This window comes from Croceicoccus estronivorus (assembly GCF_001625325.1).
Classification (GTDB): Bacteria; Pseudomonadota; Alphaproteobacteria; order Sphingomonadales; family Sphingomonadaceae; genus Caenibius; species Caenibius estronivorus.
This window is the reverse complement of record NZ_JRQQ01000009.1, coordinates 1-20,677: the sequence shown is the minus strand read 5'-3', so window position 1 is coordinate 20,677 and position 20,677 is coordinate 1. Positions and strand designations below refer to the sequence as shown.

At 61.6% G+C, this 20,677-nt stretch carries 18 protein-coding genes; 3 read left to right on the top strand and 15 right to left on the bottom strand.

Features of this window, described 5'->3' with window-relative positions; translation table 11 throughout:
• Nucleotides 1–70: 70 nt before the first annotated feature.
• The 6 genes from MB02_RS13860 to MB02_RS13835 form a co-directional block, all read right to left on the bottom strand.
• On the bottom strand, nt 71–1,480 hold the full coding sequence (locus tag MB02_RS13860) for a methyl-accepting chemotaxis protein (RefSeq protein ID WP_067538823.1): 1,410 nt from the start codon (nt 1,478–1,480) through the stop codon (nt 71–73).
• A gap of 137 nt (nt 1,481–1,617) precedes the next feature.
• Nucleotides 1,618–2,481, bottom strand: a complete 864-nt coding sequence (locus MB02_RS13855; RefSeq protein ID WP_067538822.1) for a CheR family methyltransferase — start codon at nt 2,479–2,481, stop codon at nt 1,618–1,620.
• Nucleotides 2,472–3,575, bottom strand: a complete 1,104-nt coding sequence (gene cheB, locus MB02_RS13850; RefSeq protein WP_235829528.1) for a chemotaxis-specific protein-glutamate methyltransferase CheB — start codon at nt 3,573–3,575, stop codon at nt 2,472–2,474. The genes MB02_RS13855 and cheB overlap by 10 nt, the downstream gene beginning before the upstream one ends.
• A gap of 8 nt (nt 3,576–3,583) precedes the next feature.
• A complete protein-coding gene (locus MB02_RS13845) occupies nt 3,584–3,949 on the bottom strand; it encodes a response regulator (RefSeq protein ID WP_067538820.1) in 366 nt (121 codons plus the stop codon).
• A gap of 53 nt (nt 3,950–4,002) precedes the next feature.
• Nucleotides 4,003–4,449, bottom strand: coding sequence for a chemotaxis protein CheW (locus MB02_RS13840; RefSeq protein ID WP_067538812.1), 447 nt, complete (start codon nt 4,447–4,449; stop codon nt 4,003–4,005).
• Complete coding sequence (locus MB02_RS13835) at nt 4,446–6,812, bottom strand: chemotaxis protein CheA (protein WP_067538809.1); 2,367 nt, start codon at nt 6,810–6,812, stop codon at nt 4,446–4,448. Before MB02_RS13835 ends, MB02_RS13840 begins: the two co-directional genes overlap by 4 nt.
• Before the next feature lie 154 nt (nt 6,813–6,966).
• On the opposite strand from MB02_RS13835, the gene MB02_RS13830 reads away from it, so the two are divergent.
• On the top strand, nt 6,967–7,965 hold the full coding sequence (locus MB02_RS13830; protein WP_067538806.1) for a GDP-mannose 4,6-dehydratase: 999 nt from the start codon (nt 6,967–6,969) through the stop codon (nt 7,963–7,965).
• A 46-nt stretch (nt 7,966–8,011) separates the two neighbouring features.
• Nucleotides 8,012–8,566 (top strand): dCTP deaminase, encoded by a 555-nt coding sequence (gene dcd / locus MB02_RS13825; RefSeq protein WP_067538804.1) that lies wholly within the window; start codon nt 8,012–8,014, stop codon nt 8,564–8,566.
• An 83-nt stretch (nt 8,567–8,649) separates the two neighbouring features.
• On the opposite strand, the gene MB02_RS13820 is transcribed toward dcd, so the two are convergent.
• Together MB02_RS13820 and MB02_RS13815 are read right to left on the bottom strand one after the other, a co-directional pair.
• A complete protein-coding gene (locus tag MB02_RS13820; protein WP_067538802.1) occupies nt 8,650–10,782 on the bottom strand; it encodes a TonB-dependent receptor in 2,133 nt (710 codons plus the stop codon).
• 109 nt (nt 10,783–10,891) lie between these two features.
• Complete coding sequence (locus MB02_RS13815) at nt 10,892–12,946, bottom strand: 3-hydroxyacyl-CoA dehydrogenase NAD-binding domain-containing protein (RefSeq protein ID WP_067539277.1); 2,055 nt, start codon at nt 12,944–12,946, stop codon at nt 10,892–10,894.
• Nucleotides 12,947–13,130: 184 nt separating this feature from the next.
• Here MB02_RS13815 and MB02_RS13810 point away from each other — a divergent pair, with 184 nt between their 5' ends.
• Complete coding sequence (locus tag MB02_RS13810; RefSeq protein ID WP_082826202.1) at nt 13,131–13,571, top strand: hypothetical protein; 441 nt, start codon at nt 13,131–13,133, stop codon at nt 13,569–13,571.
• A gap of 10 nt (nt 13,572–13,581) precedes the next feature.
• On the opposite strand, the gene fdhD is transcribed toward MB02_RS13810, so the two are convergent.
• The 7 genes from fdhD to MB02_RS13775 are packed head-to-tail and all read right to left on the bottom strand — an operon-like array spanning nt 13,582 to nt 20,611.
• A complete protein-coding gene (gene fdhD, locus MB02_RS13805; protein WP_067538798.1) occupies nt 13,582–14,349 on the bottom strand; it encodes a formate dehydrogenase accessory sulfurtransferase FdhD in 768 nt (255 codons plus the stop codon).
• 9 nt (nt 14,350–14,358) lie between these two features.
• The gene (locus MB02_RS13800) at nt 14,359–14,559 is read right to left on the bottom strand and encodes a formate dehydrogenase subunit delta (RefSeq protein ID WP_235829527.1); all 201 of its coding nucleotides are present in this window, start codon (nt 14,557–14,559) and stop codon (nt 14,359–14,361) included.
• A 13-nt stretch (nt 14,560–14,572) separates the two neighbouring features.
• On the bottom strand, nt 14,573–17,428 hold the full coding sequence (gene fdhF / locus MB02_RS13795) for a formate dehydrogenase subunit alpha (RefSeq protein WP_067539268.1): 2,856 nt from the start codon (nt 17,426–17,428) through the stop codon (nt 14,573–14,575).
• On the bottom strand, nt 17,418–18,962 hold the full coding sequence (locus tag MB02_RS13790; protein ID WP_067538796.1) for an NADH-ubiquinone oxidoreductase-F iron-sulfur binding region domain-containing protein: 1,545 nt from the start codon (nt 18,960–18,962) through the stop codon (nt 17,418–17,420). The genes fdhF and MB02_RS13790 overlap by 11 nt, the downstream gene beginning before the upstream one ends.
• Complete coding sequence (locus MB02_RS13785) at nt 18,959–19,384, bottom strand: NAD(P)H-dependent oxidoreductase subunit E (protein ID WP_067538793.1); 426 nt, start codon at nt 19,382–19,384, stop codon at nt 18,959–18,961. Before MB02_RS13785 ends, MB02_RS13790 begins: the two co-directional genes overlap by 4 nt.
• A gap of 4 nt (nt 19,385–19,388) precedes the next feature.
• Complete coding sequence (gene fghA / locus MB02_RS13780; RefSeq protein ID WP_067539265.1) at nt 19,389–20,234, bottom strand: S-formylglutathione hydrolase; 846 nt, start codon at nt 20,232–20,234, stop codon at nt 19,389–19,391.
• Nucleotides 20,234–20,611: a VOC family protein gene (locus MB02_RS13775; protein ID WP_067538791.1), complete on the bottom strand. Its 378-nt coding sequence runs from the start codon at nt 20,609–20,611 to the stop codon at nt 20,234–20,236. Before MB02_RS13775 ends, fghA begins: the two co-directional genes overlap by 1 nt.
• Nucleotides 20,612–20,677: the final 66 nt, after the last annotated feature.

Here is a 20,677-nt window from a genome sequence, read left to right as displayed (position 1 = left end):
CTCACGCGCCGGATAAAACGCAGCCTCCGCGCTTGAGCTGCCAGCCAATCCCGCCACCGTCGGGAAACGCTTATGCGGCCGCGCGAGCTTCTGTTTCCTTCACCAGCAAGTCGGCATGGGCCCGGAACTGCTCGATCGTCTGCCGCAGCACGGTCGCCTGCCGTTCCAGATCGGTCGAAGACGACAATACCTGCGATGCGGCGGACCCGGTCGCCAGCGATGTTTCACGAACGTTCACGATGTTGGCGGACACTTCCTCCGTGCTGCGCGCCGCCAGATCGATGCTACGCGCCAGATCCTGGCCGGCGATCGATTGCTGGTCCACTGCCGCCGCAATGGAGACGGACGTCGTTTCAAGCTGCCTGATCTGTTCCGCAATCGCACGCAGGGTATCCACGCTTGCCGTGGTTGTTTCCTGAATCGTGCGAATCTGTTCCGCGACATCCTCGGTCGCCTTGCCGGTTTGCGTTGCGAGATCCTTCACTTCCGCCGCGACAACGGCAAAGCCGCGTCCTGCCTCACCGCCACGCGCCGCCTCGATTGACGCGTTGAGCGCCAGCAGGTTGGTCCGCTGGGCAATGCTCCAGATCAGTTCCACGATCTTGCCGACTTGCACGGCCGATGCCGACAGTGCCGAAATCGTCTGATCGGCCTGCGATGCGGCATGCGTCGCCTCGCGCGCCAGTTCGGCCGAAGTCGATGCCTGGCGGCTGATCTCGCCGATGGACATGGCGAATTCGTCGCTTGCCGCCGCTGCCGCAGTGACGCCGGACGATGCCTCGCCAAGACGCAGCGAGACTTCGGTCGTCTGCCGGGATGCCTGATCGGCCGCATCGGCCATGGAACTGGCGGTCACCTGCAGCTGGCTGGATGCATCGGCCACGCCCATCGCGACTTCGGCCACCGAATGTTCGAAGCTGCCGGTCATCTCGCGCAGCAGCGCCAGTTTCCTCTGCCGCGATTCCTCCCGCTGGGTGATCAGTTCCGCCTTCAGGCTGCGTTCCTTTTCCGCAGCCTCTTCCGCCTCCCTGCGCATACGGGCGAGGATATTGGCGGCTTTCTTGATCTTGACTGTCGCCCGGGCGATATCGCCGATCTCGTCGTTGCGTTCTGCGCCGGGCACATGAATATCCAGTTCCCCATCCGCCAGACGAGAGGTCACATCGGCTAACTGCTGCAGCGGAACGACATTGGCCTGTTTCACGACTATAGCCGCATAAACCGTGTAGATCAGTTCGAGCAGCATCACCCCTACAGTCATGGCCAGCAGGGTTTGCACACCGCTCAGATCGTGCAGCAGCGCCTTCGGATCATCGAACCCGCCCCTGCGGTCGAGGACCACACCAAGGCGGGTGTAGGCCCAGAACGCCAGCAGGAAAGCCAATCCGACCAGCCCAACGGCAAGCGAGGTCATGAACACGGTGCGATGAAGCAGCCGGGGCCTGCCCCTCAGAGCGAGATTCTCGCGTTCGTCCTGCACTGACTACCCCCAATCCCCAAGGCCTGCGGAAACAGACTGGGGATTAACCGAAACGGATTAAACAAGGTTTAATCGTCCATTTACCCTGATCTCTCGCAGTTGGCGGAACCTGTCGGCGGCGAATGTAACAGGACAGATCAGGATCGGCTCGCCAATGAACGGCCACGCGCGGGTGCCTCTGCGACAGTCGCTGCCGCGTGTCGGAAAAAGCCGGGATTGTCGCTGTCAATTTCGAGCAGGTCGGTCTGCCCGATGACGGTTTCCCCGCTACCCAGCAGCAGATAGCCGCCCGGTGCCAGTGCCCGTGCGAGATTGGCCAATGCCCGGCACCGCGTTTCCTGGTCGAAATAAAGCAGGACATTGCGGCACAGGATCAGGTCGAAGCATTCCGTTGCCGGGGGACCATCCAGCACGTTGTGCGTGGTGTAGCGAGCCATGGCGCGCAGGGAATCCGACGCTTGCCAGCCATCCGTCCGTTCCTCGAAGAAGGACAGCATTTCGCCTATGCCCAGTCCGCGTTGAATCTCGAATTGCGAATAGATTCCCTCACGTGCGGCAGCGACCGCCGTGGCCGATACGTCGGTCCCCAGGATGTCGACAGCCCAGCCCGACCAATGGGCCTTGCGATCTGCAAGCACCATGCCGAGAGACAGTACCTCCTGCCCGGTCGAGCATCCCGCCGACCATACCGAGAGGCGGCGAGTGCGCCTGTTTCGCCGGCCCAATGCCGGCAGAACCTGCTCTGCGAGTTGATCGAACACCATGCGATCGCGAAAGAAATAGGTTTCGTTGTTCAGCAGCGCATCGACCACATCCCGCACCAGTTCCGCATCATGCGTAAGGCGCAAGGCGAAATTCTCGCTCGAAACGATGCCCCGATCACGCAACAGGCTCGCGAGAGCCGAACGGATGCGCCAGCGGCGATTGCTGCCGAATTGCTGGCCCGTATGCAATTCCACCAGCCGTGAAACCGCATCGACGGCCGTACCGTTCAATTCCACTGCGCACGGCCTCCCGTCCCGGCGACGATCCGGCCTGCCAGTTGTTCCGGCGGCATGATCGCGGACGCCAGGCCCGCCGTCGCCACTGCCCCGGGCATACCCCACACCGCGCAACTGGCCTCGTCCTGCACCAGAATGGTTCCCCCCGCCTCGACAATATCCTTCGCTCCCGCGGTTCCGTCCCTCCCCATGCCGGACAATACGACACCGAGCGAATGAGGGCCGAACACCTCCGCCAGCGAAGCGAACATGGGATCGAGCGATGGGCAGCAACCGCTCGGCACCGGATTGCGGTCGAGCCGGACCAGATAGCGACCGGCCCGCTCCACCACGGTCAGGTGCGCATCGCCCGACGCGATCACAATCTGGTCTGGGGCAAGCTCCAGACCAGCCTGAGCCAGCAGGGCAGGACGACCGGAAACGGCTTCGAGCTGGCGTGCGAGGACGGCCATGAACGAAGCCGGCAGATGCTGGGTCACGAGAATGGGAACGCCAAGCCGTTCAGGAAGTCTGGCGAAAAGACGGTCAAGGGCAGGAATGCCACCGGTGGAAGCCCCGATTGCCAGGACCCTGGCCTGCTTGTCCGAGCCACGGCGGAGCACTGGCGGCGGACGACCGGCAAGGAGCGGGGGCCGCTGCCCCCAACGCGCGGTTCGCCCCAGGCCGCGGATCTTTGCCACCAGTCCTGCGCGATAGTCCCGGTCGAACGTTCCCGGCGGCGGCTTTGGCATGGTTTCCGCCGCGCCAAGCGCAAGAGCGCGCACCGTATGATGCGCCCCATCGCGCGTCAGTGACGATACCACCAGAACCTGCGCGCCCTGCGCTATCTCGATCATGCGGGGCAAAGCCTCGAAACCGCCCATTCCCGGCATTTCGAGGTCGAGCAGGATCACATCGACTTTGACAGTGGCAAGCATCCCCAATGCCTGCTCCGCAGTGCCGGCGACGGCCACCAGTTCAAGGTCTCTCTCGTTCTCTATGATGCGGGAATAGACCGTGCGTGCGATAATCGAATCATCGACCACCATCAGTCTGATCGTATTTGAAACCCGCCGGGCCGGACCCGAAGAGGCAAGTGCCGGTTCGTAGCCCATGGCCGCCTTCAGGCAACGCCGACAAGCTGGAGCTTCATCTGCAATGTTTCCTGGTCGAACGGCTTCATTACATATTCGTTGGCGCCTGCCTCGATCGCCTCGCGAATGTGCGCGACATCGTTTTCGGTCGTACAGAACACGACCTTTGGCTGGTCGCCCTGAGGCCTTCCTCGTAGTTCGGTAATGAATTCAATGCCATCCATCACCGGCATGTTCCAATCCAGCAGGATCACATCGGGCATCGCCTCTTCGCAACGCTCAAGCGCTTCGCGCCCGTCCCCCGCCTCTTCGGCGGCAAGGCCCAGAGATTCGATGATATTGCGCGACACCTTTCGGATCACCCGCGAATCATCGACGATAAGGCACGTCTTCATCCGCACTTCCCCATAGTTGTATTCCACTATGGCAGGGCACGGTAACTAATCGCTTAAGCTGCCTTCTCCTGTGGCGGTCCCGCAATGAGCGCCGCAATATCCAGCAAGAGCAGCGGGCCGAGCGCAGTGTCCGCGATACCAAGAGTGGCGCGTTTCCAGCCCGCTTGCGGGCTGATCTGCGGATCTGCGGATACGCTTACCGCCTCCACGACTTCGTCTATCGTATCGACCAGCAGGCCATACAGATGGCCGTCATGCTCGATGGCCGCCACTGTGCAAGTGCCGCTCTTCCTGCTTTGCGGTCCGGGTGGAAGCTCAAGCGAACAGGCGCAATCGATCACGGTCAGGGCCCGGCTGCGCAAGACGGAAAGGCCCGCGATATGGGATGGTGCACGAGGAACCGGCGCAATCGTATCCAGCGCGATCACCGATCCCACTTCGACCGCCCGGATGGCCGCCCGATGGCCACCGATAGTCACGACAAGCAGGAGGTCGCTCATGCGCGCCGCCTTTCACCAGCTGCCTTTAGCGCCGCCATGAGAGCTTCCCGATCATATCGGTAGATCGTATTATCTGTCGAACCCGGCGCTTCTTCCGGCGTCGCACGAAGCAAGATCGCACGGGTGCCTTCCAGTTCTGTCCTGGCCTCCTCGCAGGCGGCGATGGCGATATCCGCCTTTGCCTCGTCCGTATCGCTCACCACCCGATAACCCGCAGCTTCGACGAGCGGGCGAAGGAAATCCTGAAACCAGCGGTCATTTGCCGGCAGGCGGCAGACCGGCGGATTTTCCGAAGCTGCGGCATGGCCATGCGCCGCAAACAGGCCATGGCAATCGAGCAGCTCGGTCGGCTGCCCTTCGATCAGGGCGACACCGGGAATGCTCCCTGCCCCATCCGCTCCGAGAATGCTTTCGTCGACCGAGACGATGTCGAGCATCCGATGGAAAGCATAAGCCAGTTCGGACTGCCCATCGTGGAGCAGAAACAGGCAAATGCGATCATCCCGCAGCTCCGCGTCGTCCACACCAGCTAACGGATAGAGCGTTTCCTCTATTGCAATCTGGGCCATGCCATCTGCCAGCCGCGCGGCGGAGGCGGCCACGTCCTCCACCCGCCGCACGATACCTATCGGCACGGCACGGCGGCGGCCATCGAGCCCAATGAACAGGAGCACTTGCGCACGCGGCCGCTCCGGTTCCGCAGCAACAGTCGGCCAGTTGCCCGATGTCCGGTCTGCTATCCCGCTCAGCACCCCGACGGCGCGAGCGATGCCGGCCGCGTCCAGCATCAGCACCGGACTGCCGTCATCCCTCTGCGCCATCCCTGCATACAGCCCGGTGGCCATCACTTGCGGCGCCATCGGTTTGACGACCAGTTCGACATGATCCAACACATCGTCGACGGCGAGTGCGAGGCGATCACCCCCCACCAGAGCCATCACGACCAGAAGCTGGCCCGGCCCTATTGCGCGTTCATCGAGGCCCATGACCTTGCGCAGGGAAAAGCACGGCACGCGCCGGTTGCGCACAGTGACATGGCTTTTCCCACCCAGGTCGGCCAGTTCTACACCATCCTGATCCACACGTACGATTTCTTCCACGTAAGAACGCGTGATCGCAAAAGTCTGCCCGGCGATACCGACAGTAAGCGATGGAACGATGCTGAGCGTGAGCGGAACGTCGATAACGAAATGCGTTCCCGAGCCGGGCGTGCTGAATATGAATAGCGAACCACCGAACTGTTCGATATTGGCCCGCACGACATCCATCCCGACGCCACGGCCGGAAACCCCGGTCGCCTTGTCCCGTGTCGACAGGCCCGGCTCGCAAATCAGGCCGAAACGCTGTTGGCGTGAGAGGGTTTCCACTTCCTCAGCGTCAATGAAACCAGCCGCGACAGCTTTCTGCGTGAGTTTGTCCGCATCGATCCCCCGCCCATCGTCGGCAATTGCGATACGGATGACATTGCCCGTCTGACGTGCCGAAATAGTCAGAATGCCCGTCTCCGGCTTTCCTGCGGCCAGCCGTTCCGCAGGGCTTTCGATCCCGTGGTCGACCGCATTCCGGATAATATGGACCAGCGGATCGCGGATCAGATCAATCATTTCGCGGTCGATCTCCACCGCGCCATTTTCGATTTCGACCGCGACCTGCTTGCCCAGCTCCGCCGACAGATCCCGCACCAGACGGGGAAAGGCCGAAAACAGTGTATCGATGCGCTGCATACGCGTCCGGGCAATGGCATCGCGCACATCGTCCAGCAAGGCCGACAGGCGGCGGAACTGCGCTTCGAGATCCGCGTCTCCTGTTTCCTGCAGACGACGCGCCAGAAGGTTGCGGACTACGGCCATGTCGGACACACCGCCCATCACACGGTCGAGCAGATCCACTGACAGGCGGATCGTGCGTGTCCCATTAGCCGCCTGGCGAGGACGGCCTCCGCCAATCCCACCCACTGCGGCCACAGGTTCACGACGCCTTTCCCGTGCATCGGTCGCATCCGGCGCCAGCGCCGCGATCAGCGCTTCATCTCCGCTCTCGGGCAATTCCTCACCCGCTTCGGCAGCAATGGCAATCTCTCCAATGCGATCGAGAATCGCCAGCACTGCGCTGACCAGTTCCGGCTCCGCTTCCCGTCGTCCGGCGCGAACATCGGACAAGGCATCTTCCGCAGCGTGGCTCAGAGCCGCGAGCCGGGGAAAGTCAAAGAAACCGCAATTGCCTTTCACCGTATGGACGAAGCGGAATATGGCATCCAGCCGCGCGCGATCGGCCGGATCGGCTTCCCAGGCGACAATCTCACCGGCAAGCGCGTCCAGCATTTCCCGTGTCTCGGCCACGAATTCGGCGAGCAGGTCTTCCATCCGGCCGGTCCCCTTATCGGGGGCCTTATCCCTCCCTGATGGTTAATCGACCGTTACGCCTCATGGCTGTTCGCCGGTGCCACTCAGCGGGAATGGCTTTTTCGGGTTGGCCGCCTATAAGCCCGCTACCCGGCAGGGCAGTGGAGAAATTGGCATGCGCGTACTCGTAACCGGAGCGGCCGGGTTCATCGGCGCCGCCTTGTGCGAGGCATTGCTTGCACGCGGCGATCGGGTGATCGGCATCGACTGCCTCGATCCCTATTACGATGTTGCCCTGAAGCGGGCCCGCTGTGACCGGTTGGTGAAATCGGGTGGCAACCGGTTCGCTTCCCTCCCGCTCGACTTTGCAGACATGGCGGCGCTCCGGCATGCATTGGAAGGGCTCGATTTCGACAGGATCGTCCATCTCGGGGCACAGGCAGGTGTGCGCTATTCGATCGAAAACCCCCACGCCTACGTCCATTCCAACCTCGTCGGCCATGTCAACCTGATGGAAATTGCCCGCCATCGCGAGGTGGAACACATGGTCTATGCCAGTTCCAGTTCCGTCTATGGCGGCAACGCAAAGCTGCCGTTCGCAGTCGAAGATCGCGCGGACCATCCCGTTTCGCTGTATGCCGCAACCAAGAAAGCGGATGAGCTGATGAGCGAGACCTACGCCCATCTCTATCGCATCCCATTGACCGGGCTACGCTTCTTCACCGTCTACGGGCCATGGGGGCGGCCGGACATGATGATGTGGAAGTTCACGGCCAACATCCTCGCGGGGAAGCCGATCCCCGTGTTCAACCACGGCGATATGTATCGCGACTTCACTTACATCGACGACATCATCGCCGGTGTGATCGCCTGCCTCGATCACCCGCCCGCCGACGACGGGCAGGAGAAAGCGGGCGGCAGCGTGAAGCCCCACGCTCTTTACAACATCGGCAATCATCGCTCCGAACCGCTGATGAAAGTCATCGGATTGCTGGAGGAGGCGTGCGGCGCAAAGGCGCAGCTCGAAATGTTGCCCATGCAGCCGGGCGACGTGCACAAGACATATGCCGACATCGCGGCGATCCAGCGCGATCTCGGTTACGAGCCCACCACTTCCATCGAGCAGGGCGTGCCGAAATTTGTGGATTGGTACCGCGAATATCACCGGCTTTGATCCAGTCCGCCTTGCCCCGCGCGCGTCAGTGGTGAATCACAGGCATATGGCGATTCTCAGCGACAGATGGATCCGGAACGAAGTCCGGCACAGTGGAATGATCGAGCCTTTCGTGGAAGGGCAGAAACGGGAAGGCTGTATCAGTTACGGCCTGTCGTCCTACGGTTACGACGCGCGCGTTGCGGACGAGTTCAAGATCTTCACCAATGTCGACAATGCGCTGGTCGATCCCAAGGACTTTTCGTCCAACAGCTTCGTCGATCGCAAGACCGACGTCTGCGTTATTCCGCCCAACAGTTTCGTTCTCGCACGCACCGTGGAATATTTCCGCATTCCGCGCGACGTGCTGGTGATCTGCCTGGGCAAATCGACGTATGCGCGGTGTGGGATCATCGTGAACGTCACACCGCTGGAACCGGAATGGGAAGGCCACGTCACACTGGAATTTTCCAATACGACGCCATTGCCTGCCAAGATCTACGCCAACGAAGGTGCATGCCAGTTCCTGTTCCTCAAAGGCAACGAGCCTTGCGAGACCAGCTATGCCGAACGGTCCGGCAAATACATGGGCCAGCGCGGAGTGACTCTGCCCAAGCTTTGACGTGCCGGAACATGCGACATGTTTTGCGCCAACGACGTGGAGAGACGCCCAGCATCCCTCCACGCCGCATTTGCATCCTGTGATTAGAGGCTCACTCGCGCGGTAATCCGGATATCGCGCCCGGTAAGCGGGGCGTAGTCCTTCAGGAACGAGGCATGGCGGCGCGCCACCACGTCGAAGATATTATTGGCCGAAAGCGCGAAGCTTAGCGGGCGCTCATCACCCCATGGCCGCCAATTCAGCTCCGCATTGACCAAGGTAAAGCCGGGAGTGGATGTTTCGAACTGTGCCACGCGATCCTGTCCCGTGACCCGTTCGACTTCCAGACGGCCGTCGATACTTTTCGCCTTCAGGGCCAGCCCGCCGAGCATACGCAAGGGAGGAATGCGTGGGGCGGGGCCCTCGCTCTTGATCGTGGCGTGTACGTAATCGGCCAGCGCGTCGACCACCAGCGTGGTTTCACCGAAATGGGCGAGCGTCAGGCTGCCCTGCACTTCGAATCCATAATAGCGGGCATCGCTCTGATTGGTTTCGTAGACCGGGAGCCCATCCTCGTATTCGCCATTGCGGGTCTGATAGATGAAGCCTGTAAACCAGCTGTGGTAGGCCGATGCCTCGAAGCTGTATCCCTCGCCACTGCCACGCAGGATCGCTTCCACGCCCCAGGAGCGTTCGGGGGAAAGGCCCGGATCACCGATCTCGTAGGCCTCGGTTCCCGCATGGGGGCCATTGGCGAACAGTTCTTCAGCGGCAGGGGCACGTGACGTACGCGATAGATTGAGCCCGAACCGCCACCCCTGAGCAAAAGCGTAGCTGCCGCCCAATGACCCCGACAAAGTGTCGAAGCTGCGCTTTCCGGCAAAGAACTGCGGCTGATCGGCAGTGGGTTTCCCTTCGTGAACACTCCGTTCGTAACGCAACCCGCCTTCCAGCTTGAGCGCGCCGTAATCGAGCTGCTGGAAGGTGAACAATCCAAGCTCGTCGCTCTGATTGCGCGGCAGGAAGGCTTCGTCGCCCACGACGTTGAACCGCCGCTGGGAATACTGCGCCCCCGTTACGCCATGCCACGCGCCATGCGCGGCCTGAGTCAGCTCGAGACGCCCTTCGAACCCGCGGTTGTAGAATGCTGTCCCGATGCCGCCGTCTTCCTCCAGCTCATAGTGGCGATATTTCGCATACCCCCCACGGAAGCTGATCTTGTCGAGTATGTTTCCGCCCGTCTCCAGTTCGGCCCGCGCATCGAAGCGGTTCTGGACGAGGTCGAGCCGCGGCGCTTCCTGCTCCTGCCCCGGTTCCGTCGCGAAGCGGACCGGTATTCCATAGAGGCTGTCATAGTGGCTATAGGAAACGCCGAAATTGCCCTGATCGCCAATGTAGGCAAGACCGGCACCGGCCGCCCACGTCTCGCTGGCGGAGTTGGGCAGCTTGCCCTTCACTGCGGCGTTTGCTGCGAAATCGATAGGCTCCGCTTCATCAGAGTCCGGCGGCAACCCGGCAGAGTCCAACGCCTGTTGGCGAAGCGCGGGCGTCAGCGCATGGCCGCCGATGCGCATATTATCGCTCTTGAGATAGCTGCCATCGGCATGAGCGACCCAGTTCCCACCGATCGGCACATCGACCGTGCCGGCAACCGAGCGCTCATTGGCGGCCGAGCCATAGGAGGCCAAGCCTCCGATATGAATCGGCTCGTCCGGCACCGCCACGGGAATACGGCTGTCGATTACATTGACCACCCCGCCGATTGCAGACGATCCGTAGAGAAGCGACTGCGGCCCGCGCAGCACCTCGATCCGTTCGGCCAGCAGGGGGTTCACGGCGGCTGCGTGATCGGCTGACGTATTGGAGACGTCGATCGACCCGATCCCATCGGTCAACAGACGCACCCGCTCCCCCTGCAAGCCGCGCAACACCGGGCGCGAAGCGGTGGGGCCGAACGATGTGGCCGAAACACCCGGTGTCCGGTCCAGAGTTTCCCCGATTGAGGCGCGCAGGGCCTGAGTCAATTCCGGCCCCTGCACCACCGCGACACTGGACAGCATGTCTTCCCGGCGGGACGGAAGCGCCGCCGTCACAATGATCTCGTCAGAAGCCTTGTCATGATATTTCCCGTCGGAGGCCTCCTGCGCAAGCGCGGGAAGCGGAACGGCAAGAATGGCAAGGCAGGCGGAAGAGAGGGTAAGGCCGCGAACCCCTCGATGCGGCTTGGCGTGAATCATGGAATGATATAACGTTACATGAAGGGGGTTTGGCAAGCGTTTTCTGTCGCCGCAGGGATAGTCCTGCGGCGATCAGGCTTGAAACTGCGATGAACCGGGGTGTCGCCGATCAGCGATTGACGAAACGCCCTCCCTCCGTCGCCAGCTTTTGCACCAGAGCGGCAGGCGTGAATGCCGAACCATAACGGCCTTCCAGGTCTTTCAGGCCTTGCAGCAGCGTGGCAGCGCCTATCGTATCGCCCCAGAACATCGGGCCGCCAGTAAAGACAGGCCAGTTGTACCCTAGGATTGCAGCGACATCGATGTCCGACGCGCGTAGGGCAATGCCTTCTTCGAGGCATTTCGCACCCTCGTTCACCACCGGATAAAGCAACCGCTGGCGAATATTTTCTTCGCTCTGGCCCGGGTCCGGGGCGATTCCGGTATAGGTTGCGAAGTCGCCAATGATTTTCGCCGCTTCGTCCGAGAGGGTGGCCTTGCGATCGGCATCATAGTCGTAAAAGCCCTTGCCGGTCTTTTGGCCACGGCGCCCGGCGGCAACGAAATCCCCCATCAATGTGCGTCCGGACGCACCATGCACGAGCACGTCGAGCCCGATCAGATCGAGCATGGCGATCGGCCCCATAGCGAAGCCATAATCATTCATCACCTTGTCGATCGTCCGCAGCGGTACGCCTTCAAGGACCATTTGCTGAGACTGTACGATCAGGTGTTCCATGATGCGATTGGCGATGAAGCCGTGGCAGACGCCCGCCAGCACAGGCGTCTTCCGGATCGTGCCCGCCAGCTTCATAACAGTGGCGATCACTTCCTTGCCGGTCTTCGCACCGCGCACGACCTCCAGCAGCGGCATCACGTTGGCGGGGGAGAAGAAATGCATTCCCACAACCCATTCCGGGCGACTGGTGGCAGATGCGATATCGTCGAGATCGAGAAAGGACGTGTTCGAGGCAAGAATCGCGCCTTCCCGGCAGATGCCGTCGAGCTGCCCGAAAATGTCCTTCTTGATCGAGATTTCTTCGAACACCGCTTCGACAACCAGATCCACATCGGCCAGTGCATCGAGCGAAAGCACCGGATCGATGAGGCTCATGAGCTTGTCGACCTGTTCCATGGTCATCCGGCCCTTGGCGGCCGTGCGTTCGTAGTTCTTGCGGATCGTGGCGATCCCACGGTCGAGCGCTTCCTGCTTCATTTCGACCAGCGTCACCGGAACTCCCGCCTGGAGGAAATTCATCGTGATACCGCCGCCCATTGTCCCGGCGCCGATCACGCCGACCTTGCGGATCGGCAGAATCGGAACGTCCTTCCCGATATCAGGGACCTTGGCCGTAAGCCGCTGGGCGAAGAAGACATGCCGCTGGGCCGCGCTTTCGCGTGAGATGAGCAGTTCACCGAACAGTTCCTGTTCGCGGCGCAGGCCCTCTTCGAACGGCAAGGTCACTGCCGCTTCCAGTGCCTGCACGATATGCCCGGGCGCCTTGAAACCCTTGAATTGCCGTTTGTGCTTTGCCTTGATCGCCTCAATCTCGTCGAGCCCGCCGGCAACGGCCCTGTCGCGGACTTTCGGCCACGGCGCGCCCTTGGCCGCTACATCCTGCGCGAAAGCAATCGCGGTTTCTTCCAGCTTGCCCTCTTCCGCCAACAGATCGACCACACCCATTTCTGCCGCCTTGGCCGCGGGCACCGGCTTGCCGGACAAGATAAGGTCGAGCGCAGCACCCGTCCCGATCAGACGCGGCAAACGCTGAGTGCCCCCGGCACCGGGCAACAGACCGAGATGCACTTCCGGAAATCCCACCTTGGCGGAGGGGACGGCAACACGATAATTACAGGCCAGCGCCAGCTCAAACCCGCCACCCAGCGCCGTGCCATGAATTGCCGCCACAACCGGCTTGGGCGATGATTCCGCTGTTGTCATCAGGGCGTCGAAATCGGGCTGTTTGATCGGCAGGTGATCGAATTCGGCAATATCGGCCCCGGCAAAAAAGGTTCGCCCGGCGCACAGGATGACAATCGCGGCCACGGCATCGTCCGCATTATGGACACGCAATCCCTCAATCACCGCCGCGCGAACGGCAGTGGACAGCGCATTCACCGGCGGCGAAGCAATCTCCACAATCCCGATATTGCCCGCCACGCGCGTCGTCAGCACTTCGCTCATCATCATCCCTTCCACATCCATCTCGTATGCCCTGACCGGACGCCGGCGGAATAACAGATGGGACGCGCCGCGAACAGGAGGAGAAGCCCCCGCCTAGGGCAATCCACACATGACGCACAATTCGCTCTTGCGAATAATTATCATTAATGCCTAACATGGCAAGAAAGACGATTCGCGGAGCCCGATGCCGATGTATGCCTATCTCGACCGTCCGATCGCGAGCCTTGATGAAGGCGGAAAAGTGCTTGTCTGGGCGATGCGCAGATGGGTTGCCGCAGTGGAAGCCCGCATGTGCCCGGTGGCGGCGCTCGGCGGAGCACTGGCGGAACGGGGGCTGGTCCCCGCTCTTGCGCCGTTCCATCGCATGATGGGCCTGCTATCGACTCATGCCAGGCAGGATCTGCCATTCGCTCCCTTTTGCTGCCCCGACGTGGCGGAAGGAGAAGCACTGGTGCTGGCCATCCTGTCCCAAATTCGCGGACCGCGAGCGGATACCCTGGAAACGACGCTGTTCCTCATTGCCGGGGAAGGGTGCCGTGAACCGCTACACGATGCGGTCCTGCAACTGGGCGAAGCGCTCGACCGGGCGGGCATGTTGCCTTCCGTCCCCGCGCCCCTGTCCTGAACGTTGCCCTTCAGTTCTCGACGACTGACAACACGCTATCGTCCCTCGCCAGGGAATAAAGCGACAGCCCCGCGCCTGCCGCGCGTTCCACAGCAAGAGTTGTGGGCAGGGAGATGGTGGCAAGGCATGTCGCACCCGCACGCACAGCCTTTTCGACGATTTCGTAGGAACAGCGCGCACTCGAAAGGATGAAGCCATCCGCCGGGTCCTGCCCGGCACGCGCCAGCGCACCGACCAGCTTGTCCAACGCATTGTGCCGACCGACATCTTCCCGTGCATGGAGGATGCGCCCCTCCCTGTTGGCGAAAGCCGCCGCATGGGCGGAACCCGTTTCGCGCCCCAGGGGCTGATGCTCCGGCAATTCCATTCGCGCGCAAAATATGGCAGCGGGCGTGATCAGCTCATGCTCTGCAACCTTGGGCAACGGTCGCGCGACCGCTTCCAGATTTTCGATGCCGCATAGACCGCAGGAGGATTCCGCCACTCTGGTACGCACCCGATCGGTCAATTGCGTAACGCCAAGCCCATGCAGGGAAGCACGGACAATCCAGCCCTTCTCGACTTCCGCCACGGCAATATCGGTGCAATCCGCCACCGTCTGCGCCAACCCCTCCGTCAGGGCAAAGCCGAGTGCAAAATCTTCAAGGTCGACAGGGGTCGCCATCATCACGGCATAGGCGAGCCCATTGAATTCCAGTGCTACGGGCGCTTCCGGAACCCACGTGCGTACGATTTCCCTATGGGAGCCGTCACAGGCGATCTCGATGGCTTTGGCCATCCCTGCAATTCAACCTGCAAGCTGTCGCACGGCGGCACAGGCGACGGGCGACAAACCGGCAGGATCCTCAGCCAGAATCTGCGCCTTCATACGCGGATCCCAGAACAATCGGATATGTTCAGCCGTCTGAGCGATCGCCTGCTCTTCGCCCAGGGCAACGAAATTCGCGGCAATCTGGTCCGCCATGCGGCGCAGCTTCGCCCCGTCCATTAGCAGCCACCTGTCATTCGGCGGGCTCCACCTGCCCATCGTGCGAGATCCGGCGCGAACGGGCGGACAATGCGGCATAGTCTTCCTGCCATTCGCTCGGCCCGTTGGATGGCATGACCTGCACTGCCGTTACCTTGTATTCCGGGCAGTTTGTCGCCCAGTCGGAATAGTCGGTAGTGACGACATTGGCCTGCGTCGCCGGATGATGAAACGTGGTATAGACCACGCCCGGCGCAACCCGGTCGGTCACTTTCACACGCAAAGTGGTTTCCCCGGTCCGACTGGCCAGACGCGCCCAGTCGCCATCGGCCAGACCGCGGTTATCTGCATCGGCCGGGTGTATTTCGAGCAGGTCTTCCTCATGCCAAGCCACATTCGCCGTGCGCCGGGTCTGCGCACCGACATTGTACTGGCTGAGAATGCGTCCGGTCGTGAGCAGAAGCGGAAACCGCGGTCCGGTTTTCTCATCGGTTGGGACATATTCGGTCACCACGAACTTGCCCTTGCCGCGAACGAACCCATCCACATGCATCACCGGCGCCCCATCGGGATACTGTTCGTTCACCGGCCACTGCAGGGAACCTTCCTCGCACAGCCTTTCCCATGAAACGCCTGCGAAAGTCGGGGTCAGGCGCGCTATTTCCGCCAGCACTTCCTTCGGGTGGGAATAAGTCCACCCTAGGCCCATCGCGTTGGCCAATTCCTGCGTCACTTCCCAATCGGCATAGCCGTTGGCCGGTTCCATCACCTTTCGCACCGGCTGGATCCGCCGTTCCGCATTGGTGAATGTTCCGTCCTTTTCCAGGAAGGTACTGCCCGGCAGGAAGACATGGGCGTAATTGGCCGTCTCGTTCAGAAACAGGTCGTGCACGATCACGCATTCCATCGCCGCCAGCCCTGCGGCGACATGATGGGTGTTGGGATCGGACTGCAGAATGTCCTCCCCCTGAATGTAGATCGCCTTGAAGCTGCCGTCGACCGCGGCATCGAGCATGTTGTTGATCCGCAAGCCCGGTTCAGGATCGAGCGTTACGCCCCAGTCCTGTTCGAACAGGTCGCGCGTCGCCTGATCCGAAATATGGCGATAGCCGGACAGCTCATGCGGGAAGCTGCCCATGTCGCAACTGCCCTGCACATTGTTCTGCCCGCGCAAGGGATTTACCCCAACGCCGGGCCGCCCGATATTGCCGGTCGCCATCGCAAGGTTGGCAATTGCCATCACGGTGGATGACCCTTGCGAATGTTCCGTCACGCCGAGACCGTAATAGATCGCCCCATTGCCGCCAGTGGCATAGAGCCGTGCCGCCGCGCGCAATTCGTCCGCCGGGACTTTCGTCACCGGTTCAAGAAATTCCGGGCTATGACGTTCGTCCGCGACGAACTGTGCCCAGTCCCGGTATTCGTCCCAATCACAACGTTCGCGAATGAACGCTTCGTCGGCCAGCCCTTCGGTCACGATGACATGTGCCATTGCAGTCAGCACGGCGACATTGGTGCCGGGCTGCAGCGGTAGATGATGCGCCGCTGCGATATGCGGCGAACGGACCAGATCGATCCGGCGGGGATCGATCACGATCAGCTTCGCCCCCTGACGCAAACGGCGTTTCATCCGGCTCGCGAAGACCGGATGCGCATCGGTGGGATTGGCCCCGATCACCAGGATCACATCGGCATCCATCACCGAATCGAAATCCTGCGTGCCCGCGCTCGTCCCGAACGTGGTTTTCAATCCATAGCCGGTTGGCGAGTGGCACACCCGTGCGCAGGTATCGACATTGTTGGAACCGAACCCGCCACGCACCAGCTTCTGAACGAGATAGGCCTCTTCATTCGTACACCGGCTGGAAGTGATCCCGCCCAGCGCGCGGGCGCCATGCTGCGCCTTGATCGCGTTCAACCGCCCGGCGGTGAACGCCAGCGCCTCTTCCCAATCGACCTCTCGCCACGGCTGATCGATCGTCTCGCGGATCATCGGCTTGGTGATCCGGTCCTGATGGTTGGCATAACCCCAGGCAAAGCGGCCCTTGACGCAGCTATGGCCGCGATTGGCCTTGCCATCCTTCCACGGCACCATGCGGACGAGCTGTTCGCCTTTCATTTCCGCACGGAAAGTGCAGCCCACCCCGCAATAGGCGCAAGTGGTGACGACGGAGCGTTCCGGCTTGCCCAGTTGCTTGACCGATTTTTCCATCAGTGCGCTGGTCGGGCAGGCCTGCACGCAGGCCCCGCAACTGACACACTCGCTGGAAAGGAAATCGTCACCCGCCTGCCCTGCGCTGATCGCTGAACCGAAACCGCGCCCTTCGACGGTCAGGGCAAGCGTCCCCTGCACCTCGTCACAGGCCCGGACGCAACGCGAACAGGTAATGCATTTGACAGGGGCGAACAGGAAATAGGGATTGGACAGATCGACCGCTTGTCCAAGGTGGTTTTCACCGTCGTAGCCATATCGCACATCACGCAGGCCGACAGCGGCGGCCATATCCTGCAACTCGCAATCGTTGTTGGCGCTGCACGTCAGGCAATCGAGCGGGTGGTCGGAAATATACAGTTCCATCACCCCGCGTCGCAGCTTCGCCAGCCGTTCCGTCTGGGTATGAACCACCATGCCTTCGGCAACCGGGGTAGTGCAGGATGCAGGCGTCCCGCGCATCCCGTCGATCTCAACCAGACACAGACGGCAGGAGCCGAAACTTTCCAGACTGTCGGTCGCACACAGCTTGGGAATCGAGCCGCCGCATGACGCCGCGGCGCGCATGACGCTGGTCCCTTCGGGCACGGCCACATCGCGCCCGTCGACAGTCAGTGTTACCGTCTTCTCGGAACGGACTTCCGGCGTTCCGAAATCCGGTTGCGGTTCATATCCCATCGGCATTCTCCGGTTCGCCCGAATGGCCGAAATCAGCGGGCCAGTGCCTGAGAGCGCTCAACACCGGATAAGGTGTGAAACCACCCAAGGCACAGAGCGAACCATATTTCATAGTATCGCACAAATCCTCCAGCAGGGCGACCTGTTCCCTTCGCCCCCGGCCTGCTTTCGCTGCATTGTGCATTTGCGGCAGGCTTTCCACCCGGTCACGGCCGCGCCCACCGGCACGAATACGATCGACGATCTCCACCCCGCGGACTGCGCCAATCCGGCAAGGCGTACACTTGCCGCAACTTTCGGCCGCACAGAATTCGAGAGCGAAGCGCGCCATGTCGGCCATGTCCGCGGTATCATCGAATACCACGACGCCACCATGCCCAATCAGCGCATCGGCCGCGGCATAGGCTTCATAGTCGAACGGCAGGTCAAACTGGTCCGGATGAATATACGCGCCCAGCGGCCCACCGACCTGCACAGCCTTGACCGGGCGGCCCGAGGCCGTGCCGCCGCCAATGTCGTAGACAAGCTCGCGCAGAGTGATCCCGAATGCAGTCTCATAGAGCCCGCCATGCCTGACGTTGCCGGCGATCTGTATCGGCTTCGTCCCGCGCGAACGATCTATGCCCAGGCGCGCGTATTCCTCTGCCCCCCCTTCCGCGACGATATGGGGAATCGCAGTCAGCGTCAGGACGTTATTGACGACAGTCGGACACCCGAACAGTCCTTTCAAGGCCGGCAGGGGCGGTTTCGCACGCACCTCGCCCCGCTTGCCCTCAAGGCTGTTGAGCAGCGACGTTTCCTCACCGCAAACATAAGCTCCCGCCCCCGCGCGCACTTCCAGTTCGAATGGCGCGACCTTGCTTGCAGACAGGGCAATGGCCGCTTCCAGCGTGCCGATGGCGTCGGGATATTCGCTGCGGACATAGATGTAGCCATGATGCGCGCCCACTGCATGGGCAGCAATCGCCATGCCTTCGATGATGGCGAACGGATCGCCTTCCATCAGCATCCGGTCGGCAAAAGTACCGCTGTCGCCCTCGTCCGCGTTGCACACGACATATTTGCGCGCAGCCGCCGCTTTGGCGACGGTCTGCCACTTTATACCAGCGGGAAAGCCCGCCCCGCCCCGGCCCCGCAGGCCGGAAGTAATCACTTCCTCGATCGTTTTTTCCGGGCCGATCGCTCTCGCACGTTCCAACCCCTGCCAGCCCCCGGTTGCCGCATAGTCTTCCAGACTCAACGGACGCGTCCTGCCCGCCCGGGCGAAGGTCAGGCGCTGCTGGTTCACGATAAAGGGGTGCTGATCGATCCGTCCGATTGCCTTGTCGCTACTGCCGTCGAGAATGGCAGCAACGTCGTCGATAGTGGCCGGGCCATAGCCGACCCCACTCACCTCGACCAGCGGTTCAAGCCAATGCATGCCCCAGCTCGATACCCGCTCCACTTCCGCACCCGCGCGCGTAAAGGCAGCCGCCAGCTCATCCGCTCCGCAAGCCCGCGCCAGCGCGTCGTCCGAGATACGCACCACACTCATACGGATTCGATCAACCGCTTGAGCGAACCGGTATCCAACCGCGCATGAAGGCGATCTCCCACGCGCGCATTGGGCCCGACACTGCAAAGGCCAAGGCAATAGACTGTCGACAGCCGCACCCGCGTACCGGCCGCAGCCTCGGCACCGGCGATCAAGGCCTCCACACCACGAGCCTTGCATGCCTCGGCACGGCATACCTGCACTTCGGGCCGGTCATCGGCTTCTGCATGGAAATCGTGATAGAAGCTGACCACCCCATGCACTTCCGCCCGGCTGAGATTGAGCTCTGCCGCAATCGTCGCTTCCACCGCATCGTCCACACAACCCAGTTCGCGCTGCACGTCATGCAGGATCGGCAGCAACGGGCCTTCGCGCCCCGCATGGCGCGCGATGATCTCTCCAAGGGCCTGCTCTCGGTTCATCCCGTCATTCTCCGGCGTTCAGCCTTTCGGCATGCCACGCAACATGACCTGCCATGAATGTCGAGATGAAATAGTACGAATGATCGTATCCTTCCTGCATCCGAATGGTCGCCTGCATCCCCGCACGCTCGACCGCTTCTTGCAGCAGATGGGTCTTGAGCTGTTCCTGCAGGAAATTGTCCGCCGTGCCCTGATCCACCAGCAAGGCGGGCACACGCGCGCCGTCGTCGATCAGCGCACAGGCATCGTATGCACGCCACGCCGCCCGGTCGGCACCGATATAGCCGGTCAAGGCCTTCTCACCCCAAGGGCAATTCAACGGGCTGACAATAGGCGAAAATGCGCTGACCGAACGAAACCGGTCGGGATTGCGCAAGGCAATCGTCAGGGCGCCATGGCCGCCCATCGAATGGCCGGTAATGCCCTGTCTCGCCATATCGACCGGGAAATTCCCGGCGATCAGTGCGGGCAGTTCCTGCTCGATATAGCTGCGCATGCGGAAGTTCGCCGCCCACGGTTCCTGCGTCGCATCGACATAAAATCCCGCCCCCTTGCCGAAATCGTAGGCTTCGTCGTCAGGCACTTCATCACCGCGCGGCGACGTATCAGGCGCAACGAATATAATGCCGTGCTCGGCGCAGGCCGCACGATACTCACCCTTTTCCGTGACATTGGCATGGGTGCAGGTCAGGCCCGACAGATACCACAGAACCGGCAGGCTGGCCCCAGGTGCATGGTCCGGCACGAAGACCGAAAAGGTCATCGGCGTTCCGGTAACGTCCGAGGGGTGACTGTACACCCCCTGGACGCCACCGTGCGCCTTGTTGATGGAAACGGTATCCAAGGCGATCACATTCGGTACGTGGCGCACAGTTTGTTGCCATCCGGATCGCGCAAGTAGGCAAGGTAGAGCTTGCCGTGACCGCCTTCACGCGCACCCGGCGGATCTTCGATCGACTTGCCCCCGTTGGCGACGCCCGCCGCATGCCAGGCATCGGCCTGTTCCGGATTGTCGACGTTAAAGCCGATCGTACCGCCGTTCGCGTGACAGGCCGCTTCCCCGTCAATCGGTTTGCTGACCAGGAACATCCCGTCATTGTGGATATAGATCAGCCGTCCCTTGGGATCGACAATGGCGGGGTTGCCGCCCATCGCCGCAAACAGCGCATCATAGAATTTCTTCGAACGATCAATGTCGTTTGAACCGACCATCACGTGACTGAACATGAATTGTATCTCCGTGTGAACTTGTTGTTTTTTAAAAGACGACGACGGTTCGGATAGATTTGCCTT